Below are 12,892 nucleotides of genomic sequence, written 5' to 3' on the forward strand. Positions count from 1 at the left end.
GTTGTCCCCGGAGGCGTAAATATCCGACCGGAGTCGTGGACCCGAGGGTTGGAGTGCGTCGGCCGCCAACGGAGGCGTATGTCCGAGGAACCGCCGCTCGTTCGCCGCAGCGCTGACGTCGAGTACGAGACCGTCGAGGCGGCCGAGGGCCTCCGGAAGGGCGTCCTCGTCGGCGCCGAGCACGGTGCGCCGAACCTCGCCATCCGGCGGTTCGTCCTCGAACCGGGTGCCGAGGTGCCGAAACACACCAACGAGATAGAGCACGAGCAGTACGTGCTGGAGGGCGAGTACGTCGTCGGTCTGGAGGACGAGGAACACGTCGTCGGCGCGGGCGACTCGCTACACATCCCGGCAGGGACGGTCCACTGGTACCGCAACGAGGGGGACGAGCCGGGGGCGTTCCTCTGTGCGGTGCCGGCCGGCGACGACGAGATTCGACTCCTCGAGGAGTGAGCGGGTGCACCCGTCGGCGCCGTCCGCAGGGGGTGTGCCGTCCGTCCACACCGCTCCCGGTCCACTGAAATACCCCCGCACACTACGTACGGGCGTGTCGAAGCAGGTCGCCGCCGTCGATACGCTGTTCCTCCACGAGGCCGGCGACGAGTACGCGGTCGTCGTCCGCCGGGACGGCGAGCGACTGCTCCGGGGTCGGCTGGAACTGAAGCGAACCGACGCCGGGCCCCGACCCGGCCGGTTCCGCGTCAGGGACGGCGACGACGAGGTGCCCCGCCGACCCGAGCAGTTCGTCGAGATGGCCCGCCGAGCCGAGCGCATCCGCATCTCCGAGCAGACCTCCCGGGAGGCCCGGACGGACCTGGAGGCGATGCTCGACGGCTACCAGCTGGCGGCCAAGCAGGTCCGGACCTGTCGCATCTGTGCTGGCAAGGGCCGATACTCGCCGCTGACCTCCGAGACGGCCATCGAGGCCGACGACGAGCACATCTGCCCGGACTGCGCGAAGCGGGAACTGGAGCGGGAGGCCAACTACCGGGGGCTGCGGTCGGGCGCCCGCGAGCGCCTCGAGGAACTCCTCGTCGAGGTCGGCGACCTCGAGCGGGTCCGGAACCTGCTGTCGGGGCAACTCGACCCCGACCTCACGAAGTTCGACGAGATAAGCGCGACGACCGACGAGATCGACCTCGTGCCGACGGAGTCGCTGGACGTCCACCCCGACCTCGCGGCGAGCCTCGAACAGTTCGACGAACTGCTGCCGGTCCAGAGTCTCGCCGTCGAGGGGGGCCTGCTGGAGGGCCGCGACCAGTTGGTCGTCTCGGCGACGGCGACCGGGAAGACGCTCGTCGGCGAACTCGCGGGCATCGACCGCGCCCTGAAGGGCGAGGGGAAGATGCTCTTCCTGGTGCCGCTGGTCGCGCTGGCCAACCAGAAGCACGACGACTTCACCGACGACTACGGCGACCTGCTGGAGGTGTCGCTGCGGGTCGGCGCCTCCCGCATCCGTGACTCGGGCAACCGCTTCGACCCGGGCGCGGACGTCATCGTCGGCACCTACGAGGGCATCGACCACGCGCTGCGGACGGGCAAGGACCTCGGCGACATCGGTACCGTCGTCATCGACGAGGTGCACAACCTCGGCGAGGAGGAGCGCGGCCACCGGCTGGACGGCCTCGTCTCGCGGCTGAAACACTACTGCGAGACGAACGGCTCGGACACCCAGTGGGTGTACCTGTCGGCGACGGTCGGCAACGCGGGGCAACTGGGCGAGAAACTGGGCGCCCGCCTCGTCGAGTTCGAGGAGCGGCCGGTCCCCATCGAGCGTCACGTCACCTTCGCGGACGGCTCCGAGAAGGTGGACATCGAGAACAAGCTCGTCAGGCGGGCCTACGACTCGAAATCCTCGAAGGGGTATCGCGGCCAGACCATCGTCTTCACGAACTCCCGGCGGCGGTGTCACGAGATATCGCGGCGCCTGGAGTACGACTCGGCGCCGTATCACGCCGGGCTGGACTACGGCCAGCGCAAGCGCGTCGAGCGGCAGTTCGGCGACCAGGAGTTGGCCTGCGTCGTCACGACGGCGGCGCTCGCCGCGGGCGTCGACTTCCCGGCCTCGCAGGTGATCTTCGACTCGCTGGCGATGGGTATCGAGTGGCTCTCCGTCCAGGAGTTCGAGCAGATGCTCGGCCGGGCCGGTCGCCCGGACTACCACGACGAGGGGACCGTCTACGTCCTCGTGGAACCGGACTGCACGTACCACAACTCCATGGAGATGAGCGAGGACGAGGTGGCGTTCAAGCTCCTGAAAGGCGAGATGGAGCCGGTCGTCACTCGCTACGACGAGGCAGCCGCCATCGAGGAGACGCTGGCGAACGTCACCGTCGCCGGGAAGGGCGCAAAGCGACTCAACGACCGTATGGTCGGTGAGGTGCCGACGAAACACGCCGTCGGCAAACTGCTGGAGTACGAGTTCATCGACGGGTTCGAACCGACGCCACTGGGGCGGGCGGTCACCGAGCACTTCCTCGAACCCGACGAGGCCTTCGCAATGCTGGACGCCGTCAGGAAGGGAACACCGCCGTACGAACTCGTCGCCGAGATCGAACTCCGCGAGGAGCACTGACGGGACGTACCGCCGCGACGACCGTCGGCCGGCGTCAGTCGCTCGCCCGGATTCGCCACGTCGTCGCGTTCGTGTAGGACCACTTCTCGACGTCGATCCGGTCGTCGGCCTCCCGGAGCCGCTTCAAGAGGAGGCCGACCTGCGAGGGCGTGAGATCGACCTCGTCGGCGACGAACTTGCTCTTGACGTAGGCCTCGCCGTCTTCGGCCTGCCGGTGGAGGTACGCCTCGAGACGCTCCTCGTCGTCGTCGGTCACCGTCTCACAGCGACTGCTCACGAGCGGTCACCTCCCACGTCGTGTCGGTGCCCGGCCACGATGGCCGCGGCGTGCAGTACGACCAGCACCGCGAGCGTCGTCTCCGAGAGCGAGCCCCGAACGTAGAGTCCGACGGCCGCGACGTGGACGAAGGGGAACGCCGCCGCCGCCCAGAAGGCCACCCCCTCGACGAACGCCAGGAGGCGACCGAGGGCCCAGCCGAACGGCTCGGACAGCCGACCGGATACCGTGGCGTGTCTCATACTCGACTCGACGGAGGGGTATATCAAAGCCGTATCCTAGGCTAAAACGGCTCTTTGTGCCACCGAATGGCAGGGCGAATCAGGCCACTGCCAGCGACGCCAGCGGCGCGAGCATGCCGGCGAAGGCGATGTCGAGGTACGAGAGCAGGATGACGAGCACCGCACCCGGCACGCCGCCGACAGCACAGACCAGCACCGCGATCGGCGTGATCGAGACGCCGAGGCCGACGAAGTTGGCGACGAGGAGGATGATCACCCCGACGATGGCGTTGACGATGAGCGGTTTCACCGTCTTGATGATGCGGTAGGCCCCGAAGAGCAGCGCCAACGCCAGGACGAGGAGGGCGATTTCGGTTGTCGTGACCATGTCCGGCGGTTCTCGGTGCCGGGGTAAATCCCTTGGGGCCAGCGCGGGCGGTAGTGTTCGGAGTAGTAGTTTTCAGTCCGTATCTGAACACCGCCGTCCCGCGGAACGAAACGTTTTCACACGCGGAGAGTGTCGATACGGACGCGGGACCGTGGGGTAGCTTGGTATCCTTCAGCGTTTGGGACGCTGTAACCCCGATTCAAATTCGGGCGGTCCCACTTTTCGCGGAGCGAAAACGAGAGCACGGGGCCGAGCGATAGCGGGGCCTCGGCGGTCCCACATCGATCCACACCGACGTGGATCGTTTTCCGGTGTACGTCCACGAACCGGATGTACTGTATCCCGTCCGTGAGGACGACTTCGAGACGCCGATAGTGCTTCGCGTCGACGAACCGGCACAATCCGACCCGTCGATAAACTGGGCGCCGAAGTACATCTTCGACGAGCGGTGGCCACCGTAGTCGTCCGTTTCGACGGTTCGTCGATCTCCCGGCCACAGTTCGATCGACGTTCCGTCGCCGAAGCACACGCCGGCCGGGACGTGTCTCCCGGCGAATCGGTCGGAGTCAGCCGAAAATGCCGAAGCCGAGGCCGCCGAGGAAGCCGACGATGACCGCGATGGGGTTGTCCTGTGTCTCGACGTCGATGGTGGCGACCTCCTCGCCGTCCTGCATGACGCTGAAGGAGTCGCCGAACCCGCCGTCGTTTCGATCCTCGAAGGCGTTGTACCCCTCGTAGGTCAGCGACCCGGGACCGAGATACAACTCCCCGCCCTTGTCGCAGTAACTGGCTTGCGAGTCGCTGTCGACACAGTCGACGCGAGCGTGGCCGCCGGCGATGACGCCGTCGACGACGAGCGTGCTCCCGTCGTCGGTTTCGAAGGTTATCTCGCCGGGAACGTCGTCGCCGCCGAGTTCGATGTCGTTGTCGCCGAGGGGGTCCTCGGCGGACTGGGCCGCCACCGGTGTCGCAGCGAGACCGACGCCGACGAGAAGCGTCAGAAGCGCCACGACCGCAGTACGGGTTTCCATACCACTCCTACAACAACAAATTAATTCACAGTTCTGCCGGAGGATACCCACGTTTTATAAAGAGCTGGCGAGCGACCGCCCACTTTCACCCCGGTTGGCAAAGTTCTTATCCGGTGGCGCGCCAAGCCGTTATATCTCTCATGGCGCGCGCGGAGGACACCGAGGTCATCGACAAGTTCGAGCAGTTCTACCGCGACTACTACCGCAACGAGATCGGGGAACTCGCCCAGAAGTACCCCAACGAGCAGCGCTCGCTGTACGTCGACTGGGGTGACCTCTACCGGTTTGACCCCGACCTGGCCGACGACCTCGTCGCCCAGCCCGAGCAGATGCGCGACTACGCCGAGGAGGCCCTGCGGCTCTACGACCTCCCGGTCGACGTGAAGCTGGGACAGGCCCACGTCCGCGTCCAGAACCTCCAGGAGACGACCGCGATTCGGGACATCCGCGCGCGCCACCGCGGCCAGCTCATCGCCGTGACCGGCATCGTCCGGAAGGCCACCGACGTCCGCCCGAAGGTGACCGAGGCCGCCTTCGAGTGCCAGCGCTGCGGGACGCTGACCCGCATCCCGCAGACCTCCGGGGAGTTCTACGAACCCCACGAGTGCCAGGGCTGTGAACGGCAGGGCCCATTCGAGATTAACTTCGACCAGTCGGAGTTCGTCGACGCCCAGAAGCTCCGTGTCCAGGAGTCACCCGAGGGGCTGCGCGGCGGCGAGACGCCACAGAGCATCGACGTCCACATCGACGACGACATCACCGGGAAGGTCACCGCCGGCGACCACGTCCGCGTGACCGGCATCCTCCACCTCGACCAGCAGGGCTCCGACCAGGACAAATCGCCCATCTTCGACGTCTACATGGACGGCATCGCCGTCGAAATCGAGGACGAGCAGTTCGAGGACATGGACATCACCGACGAGGACAAAAAGGAGATCATCGAGCTGTCGAACTCCGGCGACATCTACGAGCAGATGGTCAACTCCATCGCGCCGTCCATCTACGGGTACCGCCAGGAGAAACTGGCGATGATGCTCCAGTTGTTCTCGGGCGTCACCAAACACCTCCCCGACGGCTCCCGAATCCGGGGGGACCTGCACATGCTCCTCATCGGGGACCCCGGTACCGGGAAGTGTGTCAAGGGAGATACGAGGGTCACGCTCGCCGACGGTCGGGAGCGGCGAATCGGGCCACTCGTCGAAGAGCACCTCGAGGACCCGAGCCCGATCGACGACGGCGTCTACGACGAGGTAGACATCGAGCTGCCGTCACTGGACGCCGATGGTACCATCGCTCGGCATCGAGCGACGACGGTGTGGAAACGAGAAGCACCCGACCGGATGTACCGCATTCGGACTGCAAGCGGGAAGCAACTCGAAGTCACCCCCTCGCATCCACTGTTCACGCAATCGGGCGGGCAGATCCGGTCGGTCGAGGCAGACGACCTCACCGAAGGGGAGTTCGTCGCCGTCCCCCGCTCGATACCGACGACGGGCGACGACACCCTGGACGTCGACTACCGGCAGTCGCGGGCAAACAACGCCGTCCGACTCGATCCACCGGCCGAGTGGACACCGTGGCTCGGTCGGTTCATCGGATACGTCATCGCCGAAGGACACGTCGATGTGGACGACGGGAACAGCGCCGACATCCGGGTGACGAACGAGGACTCGGAGATAATCTCCGACGTGACCGAGGCGCTCGACCGTCTCGGTGTCAATTACACGGTGGTCAACGAGCGTGAGAACAAATCGGCACGGGTGGTTCGATGTGGGTCGAGCGAACTCGCAAGCTTCCTCGAGGCAATCGAACCGGCGGTCCTGAAGAAGTCCGCAGACCAGCGCGTTCCGGCGGGGGTTCTCGAGGCGTCAGTCGAGACGAAGCGGGCGTTTCTCCGGGCTTACGTCGACGCCGAGGGCCACGTCTCTGCGACACAGCGGGAAGTGACCGTCGTCTCGATGAGTCGCGACCTGCTCGAGGGCGTCGAGTCGCTACTTCTCGCCGTCGGCGTCTCGGTGAGCATCGAATCGCGTCACAACGGTAGTTACCGGCTCCGGATCAGCGGTCACGATTACGAGCGATACGTGGAGCGGGTCGGCTTCGTCACCAACCGAAAGTCCGCTGCTGCGGGGTCGTTCGACGACGTATCTGGCAACCCGAATCTCGATGTGGTGCCGAACGTGGGGAGCGAACTCGAGAGCATCCGGAAGGCCCTCGCGCTCCCACAGTCCGACTGTGGACTCCCTCGGAGTACGTACCAGCACTACGAGCGTGGTGACCGGAACCCGAGCCGGGAAAGTCTCCAGCAGGTCGTCGAACGGTTCGACAAGCGACTCCAGTGGCTCGAGGAGACCCGGAGCCGAATCCGGAATGGCGACTGGGACGACATCGAGTCCGTCCGTGCGAAGTTGGACATCTCCCAGCGCGACCTCGCGGACCGGATGGGCGTCGAGCAGACCGCCGTGAGCTACTACGAACGGAACGATGTGGTTCCCGACGGTGGCAGTGCCGCAAGCGCCAGAGCTGCGGTCCTCGAACGAATCGAACGCGGACTGGCCGCCGAGGAAGGGGTAGAATCGCTGAAACGACTGGCGGGGAACGACATCCGGTGGGACCGCATCGAGACCATCGAGACGATTCAGCCCGATTACGACTGGGTCTACGACCTCGAGGTACCCGGTACCCATAGTTACGTCTCCAACAACGTGCTGTCGCACAACTCCGCCATGCTCCAGTACATCCGCAACGTCGCCCCGCGGTCGGTGTACACCTCGGGGAAGGGCTCCTCCAGTGCGGGACTGACCGCCGCCGCCGTCCGCGACGACTTCGGCGACGGCCAGCAGTGGACGCTGGAGGCCGGCGCGCTCGTGCTGGCCGACCAGGGTATCGCCGCCGTCGACGAACTCGACAAGATGCGGTGTGTGGCCGGTGATACGCTCGTCCACTTGGCTGACGGGCGTGTATCCCGAATCAGGGCGTTGGCCAGGGAAGCAGCAAGGACTGGCACGATAGAGGACCTCCCGAACGGTCGCACCATCCGCGATACCGACCTGCGGGTGTGGACGATGACCGACGACGGGCGTCTGGTGGACCGCCCCGTGACCGCCATCCACGAATACGACGCCCCGACGGAGTTGACCCGGGTGTCGCTCGAATCCGGTGAGTCGGTCACCGCCACGGACGACCACCCCTTCTTCGTATTCGAGGACGGCAACCGGGCCGAACGACCGGCTTCCGACCTCGAACCCGGCGACTGGGTGTACGTCCCTGCTGACATCCCCACGTCGGTGGCCGACGGTGGAACGGCGGCCACGACCGCCCCGGAACGGACCGAGCCCTTACCGACCGCCACCGCATTCGGTGCGGTCCTGGGATATCTGTCCGGTGACGGAAACGTCTACTACGACAGCGAAGCGGGAAGCTACGGGATTCGGTTCACCAACAAGGAGCGCGAGCTGCTCGAGGACTTCGAGCGTGCCTGTAGAGACGCGTTCGACGCGGAACCGGTCCGATATCCGAGCGAGCAGCGAGACGACGGCGTCGGTACGGTACGACTACACGGTCGTGAGTACGCGGACGCCGTTCTCGACGCCGGGATGAACCTGGAGACGTACGACCGCAAAGCGTTCCCTCACGAAGTTTCCGAAGGCTGTAGAGAGACGAAAGCCGCCTTCGTGCGCGCTATGGCCGACAGCGAGGGGACCGTCGACACGTCGGCCGGAAACGTCCGAATCCACTCGGCGAGCGAAGAGCTCCTTCGGGGTCTCAAGAGCCTCCTGCTGGAGTTCGGTATCTCGTGTCAGCTTCGGTCCCGGGACCGAAAGGGGAAACTGGACCTGTACGTACTCAATATCACGGCGGCCGATTCGCTTCGGGCGTACGACCGGCATATCGGGTTCGGCCTGAAGCGAAAGCAGTCCGCTCTGGAGGAGGTACGCGCAGCCGTGGATGGCGACAGAACGATACTCGACGTTCTTCCGGACTGTGGTGAACTCCTCTACGAGTTGAGAGAATCGCTTCGGCTCTATCAGTCCGAGTGTGGGCTGGACGATGCGACGTACTGTACCTTCGAGAACGGGGACGCGAACCTCTCACTCCACCGGGGGCGTACAGTGCTCGAGCGGTTCGAGGCGCGCGTCGAACGCGCTACGGTGGACGAGGAGACGCTGAGCACGCAGTGCGACTGGAAAACTCTTGAAGAGCTGAAGAGGCGCTACAACGTTTCTCAGCGCGAGCTAGCAGCGGATTCCGCTCACAGTCAGCAGGAGATATCGAGACGGTGGGGTGACGACGAGGAACTTCGAGAGTACATCCGTCGCCGACTCGAGAAAATCGTCGAGGACGTTGCACGGACGGACGTATCGCCGCTCGCCGACCTGGTCGACGGCGACGTGAAGTGGCGACGGGTTGCGGACGTCGAGACGGTCGACAGCGAGTACGAGGACGACCGGATTCCGGTTCTCCACGAGGAACTGGCCAGTCTCGTCGGCTGTGAGAGTGACTCCGCAGAGCAGCGGGCCCGGGAGCTGCTCGACCCGGACGTCGATACGACCTCGTGGACCGGTCTCCGGGAAGCTCTGGAGTGTCACGGTGTCCCGCTGGGCCGAATCGCGACCGAACTCGACGTGGCCGAGTCGACCGTCTCGCGCTGGTTCAACGGCCTGGTAGAAACGGACCGGTTCGAGGACGTGAGGGCCGTCGCGGAACAGCGCATGGCCGAGAGACGCGACGAAATCGGACGGCTACTGGCGGAAATCGAGTATAGACGGACTCCGAAGGTGTACGACCTCACCGTTGAAGGAACCCACAACTTCGTCGCCAACAGCGCCGTGGTTCACAACTCCGAGGACCGCTCGGCTATGCACGAAGCACTCGAGCAGCAATCTATTAGTGTAAGTAAAGCAGGAATAAATGCAACCCTCAAATCCAGATGCTCGTTATTGGGAGCTGCGAACCCCAAGTACGGGAGATTCGATCAATACGAACCTATCGGGGAACAGATAGACCTGGAGCCGGCGCTCATCTCGCGGTTCGACCTCATCTTCACGGTGACCGACCAGCCGGACGAGGAGGAGGACGCCAACCTCGCCGAGCACATCATCAACACGAACTACGCGGGCGAGTTGCACACCCACCGGGAGAACACGGCGACGTCGAACGTCACCCAGGAGGAGGTCGACAACGTCACCGAGGACGTCGAACCGGACATCGACTCCGAGTTGCTGCGGAAGTACATCGCCTACGCCAAGCGGAACTGCTTCCCGACGATGACTGAGGAGGCGAAAAAAGAGATACGGGACTTCTACGTCGACCTGCGGGCGAAGGGGCAGGACGAGGACGCCCCGGTGCCGGTGACGGCGCGGAAACTGGAGGCGCTGGTGCGGCTCTCGGAGGCCTCCGCCCGGATGCGGCTGTCGGACACCGTCGAGGCCGAGGACGCCAGCCGCGTCATCGACATCGTGCGGTCGTGTCTGCAGGATATCGGCGTCGACCCCGAGACGGGCGAGTTCGACGCCGACGTCGTCGAAACGGGCCAGTCCAAGAGCCAGCGCGACCGCATCAAGAACATCAAGACGCTCATCAGCGAGGTCGAGGAGGAGTACGACGAGGGCGCCCCGCGCGAGGAGGTGCTCGACCGGGCCGAGGAGACGGGCATGGAGCGGTCGAAGGCCGAACACGAAATCGAGAAGCTCCGACAGAAGGGTGACGTCTACGAACCGCAGACGGACCACCTCCGGACGGTCTGATGGACCGCATCGCCGCCCTCCGACAGATCGAGACCGCGCTGACCGACCTCGAGTCCGGGGAGGCCGACTTAGAGGAGTGCGAGCGGCGCGTGCGGGCGACGGTGCGGACCTTCGCGACGGAGTTCGACGGCGAACTCGCGGCCTACCGCTCGGAGACGGGGACGGTGGTGCTCGCCGACTCCGAGCGGGCGGCCCGCGAGCGAGTCCGAGAGCTAACGGGTGCGGACGCGCCGACCGTCGAGCGACTCGACGGATAGATTAATTTTATATTTCAGAGAAAGAAAGTACGTCGCGTGCTGCTGGTCGTGACGTACTCGAAGGGCGCACGAACCTCGCTGCGGAACGCGTGCCGGACCCACGAGGAGAGCGTCGTCCGCCGGTTCGGGCGGGCGGCCCTGCTGGCGGAGACCGGACACGGGGCGTTCCTCGCGTTGCGCCTGCGGGAGAAACACCCCGACGACGTCCAGATCGAGCGGACCGAACCGTTCAACGAGTTCCGCGACGTGCCGGATGCCGTCCGGGAGGCCGCGGCCGCCTACGAGGGCCGCGAAAATCGCAACGTCCCGTACGCGAAGTTCGCTGCCGACGGCACCCATCCGTCGCCGGCGGAGCTGAAACGACGGGAGCTGTGAGCCTCTACGACCACGTCGCCGTCGTCACGCCCGAGATGTCCCTCGACCGGCGGGCGACGCTCGTGGCGACCGCCCGGTCGCTGGAGATGACCGCGAGCGTCGACGAGGAGCTACGGGCGGCCAGGGAACGGCTGGCCGACCTCGGCGAGCCGGTGCCGTCGCTCCCGGAGGCTCGTCGGCGGGTCGCCGAGACCGAGGCGGACCTCGAGCGACAGCGCGAGCGGGTCGCAACCCTCCGGGGACGGCTCGAAGCGAGCGACGACGAGACCGTCGAAGCGGAGTACCGACGGGCGGTCCAGGAGCTCTCGGAACTCGAGACCGAACACCTCGCCGCCAGGGAGCGAGTCGAGACGGCCCGCGAGCGGGCTCGCTCGGCCCGCGACGAGCGCGAACGGCGCCTCCGACTGCAGGACCGAATCGACAACCTCGAACAGACCGCCCGCACGGAGTTGGCGGAGGCGGTGCGACCGGCCGTCGACGACGCCGTCCGGATGGTTCCCGGGGGCGACGCGTCGTCGTTTTCGGAGGCGACGCCGGTGACGGCCGTACTCGCCGCGATTCGGGTGGGTGCCGTCAGGACGCCCGTCGTCCTGGCGGTCCGGCGCTTTCCCGACGCTCCGTCGGCGGAGAACTGGCTCGAAACGCCGGTCGTACGGCTGTAACTTATCACCGAAGACGGGACCAGACGACGTATGCCGACGGTCACGACCGAGACGGTTCGTTCGGACGGCGTAACGCTGGTGGAGATACGTGTCTCCGCCGACGGACCACATCGTGTCAGCCTCGCAGTCCGGGCCGACGGGCCGGTCTGGCCGCCGCGAGATACCGACGAGGGACCGACCTGGGACGAGCGGACGGTGACGCTGGAGGCGTCGTCCCGCCCGACGGGAGTCGGATTCGCAACCCCAACGCCGGCCGACGCGGTCGACGTCGAGGTGGTTGCGGCCGAACCCGTCGACGACGGCCTGCCGGACGGAATCCGGGCGTGGCTCGACGCCGTCGAGACGCGGGTCGCCGAGGCCGAACGGCTCGCCGCGACGGACGACCTGCGGGCGGCGACGGCTGCCGTCGCCGCCGTCGGGGGACTCGCCGAGGTGGAGACGCTTTCGGCGGCGCTGCAGCGCGACCGCGAGGTGCTCTCGCGACTCTCGTTCGCGCCGGACGAACTCCGCCAGCGGGCGGAGGCGGTCGACCTGCCCGTGGGGTCGCTTTCGGCGGTCGCTCAGTCCCGCAGGTCCTGGTAGGAACTCCGCACGGTCACCGCCGAGACGTCGGCGACCTCGCTCACCGTTGCCTGCGTCATGTCGTAGCCGGCCTCGCGTGCGGCGGTGTAGAGACACGCGGCCGCGACGCCGCTGGGGTCGCGGCCGGCGGCCAGTCCACTGTCGCGGGCCCGTTCGGCGAGTTCGCGGGCACGGCGCTCGATGTCGTTCGGCGCGTCGAGCTTCGAGGCGAACCTGGCGAGGTACTCGGCGGGATCGATCGGTCCCGTCGGGAGCCCGAGTGTCCGGTTCATCGCGTCGTAGGCGGCCGTCAGTTCGTCCTCGGTGGCGGTCGCCTCGGCGACGACCTCGTCGATGGTTCGGGACACCGAGGCCGTCCGGCAGACCGCGTAGACGGCCGCGGCGGCGAATCCCTCGATGGAGCGGCCCTGCAGCAGGTCCTCGTCCTGGGCGGACTCGAAGAGCACACAGGCGCGCTCCTGGAGGCTCTCGGGGAGTTCGAGCCGGCCGGTCAGCCGCCGGATCTCCGTGAAGCCGTACACCTGATTCCGCTCGCGCTTCGAGCCGATGTGTGCCCGCTTGTGCTGGCGGCGCATCCGGGCGACCCGGCGGCGCTTGCGCCCCTTCAGCCGGGTCGAACTGCCGATTTCCGTCGACAGCCCGCGGTCGTGCCGCGAGCGAGTCAGCGGTGCGCCGCAGCGCTCGGGGAGTACCGGCTAACAACACGAATCGTCGGACGGGAAGCGACTGACCCGGTACTCCCCGGCTGTTCCGACGTTAGCCCACTCGTTTCACGAC

Annotated in this window: 12 protein-coding genes, 1 tRNA gene and 1 pseudogene; 9 read left to right on the top strand and 5 right to left on the bottom strand. The window is 66.4% G+C overall.

Annotated elements, in window-relative coordinates:
- The first annotated feature begins 78 nt into the window (after positions 1–78).
- A complete protein-coding gene (locus NLF94_RS02450) occupies positions 79–453 on the top strand; it encodes a cupin domain-containing protein (protein ID WP_254839872.1) in 375 nt (124 codons plus the stop codon).
- 94 nt (positions 454–547) lie between these two features.
- Positions 548–2,575, top strand: a complete 2,028-nt coding sequence (locus NLF94_RS02455) for a DEAD/DEAH box helicase (RefSeq protein WP_254839873.1) — start codon at positions 548–550, stop codon at positions 2,573–2,575.
- A 34-nt stretch (positions 2,576–2,609) separates the two neighbouring features.
- On the opposite strand, the gene NLF94_RS02460 is transcribed toward NLF94_RS02455, so the two are convergent.
- The 3 genes from NLF94_RS02460 to NLF94_RS02470 all read right to left on the bottom strand — a co-directional run bounded on the left by NLF94_RS02460 (position 2,610) and on the right by NLF94_RS02470 (position 3,461).
- On the bottom strand, positions 2,610–2,852 hold the full coding sequence (locus NLF94_RS02460; RefSeq protein WP_254839874.1) for a DUF7123 family protein: 243 nt from the start codon (positions 2,850–2,852) through the stop codon (positions 2,610–2,612).
- Positions 2,849–3,094 (bottom strand): DUF8028 family protein, encoded by a 246-nt coding sequence (locus tag NLF94_RS02465; RefSeq protein ID WP_254839875.1) that lies wholly within the window; start codon positions 3,092–3,094, stop codon positions 2,849–2,851. Before NLF94_RS02465 ends, NLF94_RS02460 begins: the two co-directional genes overlap by 4 nt.
- Before the next feature lie 79 nt (positions 3,095–3,173).
- A complete protein-coding gene (locus NLF94_RS02470) occupies positions 3,174–3,461 on the bottom strand; it encodes a pro-sigmaK processing inhibitor BofA family protein (RefSeq protein WP_254839876.1) in 288 nt (95 codons plus the stop codon).
- A 145-nt stretch (positions 3,462–3,606) separates the two neighbouring features.
- On the opposite strand from NLF94_RS02470, the gene NLF94_RS02475 reads away from it, so the two are divergent.
- Together NLF94_RS02475 and NLF94_RS02480 are read left to right on the top strand one after the other, a co-directional pair.
- Positions 3,607–3,679 (top strand) — tRNA-Pro (locus NLF94_RS02475).
- Between the two features lie 93 nt (positions 3,680–3,772).
- Positions 3,773–3,922: a PDDEXK-like family protein gene (locus NLF94_RS02480; RefSeq protein ID WP_254839877.1), complete on the top strand. Its 150-nt coding sequence runs from the start codon at positions 3,773–3,775 to the stop codon at positions 3,920–3,922.
- Positions 3,923–4,027: 105 nt separating this feature from the next.
- Here the strand turns inward: NLF94_RS02480 and NLF94_RS02485 are convergent, their stop codons facing one another.
- Positions 4,028–4,492, bottom strand: coding sequence for a hypothetical protein (locus NLF94_RS02485; protein ID WP_254839878.1), 465 nt, complete (start codon positions 4,490–4,492; stop codon positions 4,028–4,030).
- Between the two features lie 140 nt (positions 4,493–4,632).
- Between NLF94_RS02485 and NLF94_RS02490 the strand changes: the two genes are divergently transcribed.
- The 5 genes from NLF94_RS02490 to NLF94_RS02510 are packed head-to-tail and all read left to right on the top strand — an operon-like array spanning position 4,633 to position 12,115.
- The gene (locus NLF94_RS02490) at positions 4,633–10,239 is read left to right on the top strand and encodes an LAGLIDADG family homing endonuclease (RefSeq protein ID WP_254839879.1); all 5,607 of its coding nucleotides are present in this window, start codon (positions 4,633–4,635) and stop codon (positions 10,237–10,239) included.
- Entirely contained in the window at positions 10,239–10,496 is a 258-nt protein-coding gene (locus tag NLF94_RS02495; RefSeq protein WP_254839880.1) for a DUF7854 family protein, read from the top strand. Before NLF94_RS02490 ends, NLF94_RS02495 begins: the two co-directional genes overlap by 1 nt.
- Positions 10,497–10,532: 36 nt before the next feature.
- The gene (locus NLF94_RS02500) at positions 10,533–10,871 is read left to right on the top strand and encodes a DUF7855 family protein (protein WP_254839881.1); all 339 of its coding nucleotides are present in this window, start codon (positions 10,533–10,535) and stop codon (positions 10,869–10,871) included.
- Positions 10,868–11,533, top strand: a complete 666-nt coding sequence (locus tag NLF94_RS02505) for a DUF7856 family protein (protein ID WP_254839882.1) — start codon at positions 10,868–10,870, stop codon at positions 11,531–11,533. The genes NLF94_RS02500 and NLF94_RS02505 overlap by 4 nt, the downstream gene beginning before the upstream one ends.
- A 30-nt stretch (positions 11,534–11,563) precedes the next feature.
- Positions 11,564–12,115 (top strand): DUF8080 domain-containing protein, encoded by a 552-nt coding sequence (locus NLF94_RS02510; RefSeq protein ID WP_254839883.1) that lies wholly within the window; start codon positions 11,564–11,566, stop codon positions 12,113–12,115.
- On the opposite strand, the pseudogene NLF94_RS02515 reads toward NLF94_RS02510, so the two are convergent.
- A pseudogene (locus tag NLF94_RS02515) lies at positions 12,094–12,798 on the bottom strand (transcription initiation factor IIB); the annotation flags it as partial. The gene NLF94_RS02510 and the pseudogene NLF94_RS02515 sit on opposite strands and share 22 nt — an antisense overlap.
- Positions 12,799–12,892 lie beyond the last annotated feature (94 nt).

Source organism: Natronomonas marina, assembly GCF_024298905.1.
Lineage (GTDB): Archaea > Halobacteriota > Halobacteria > Halobacteriales > Haloarculaceae > Natronomonas > Natronomonas marina.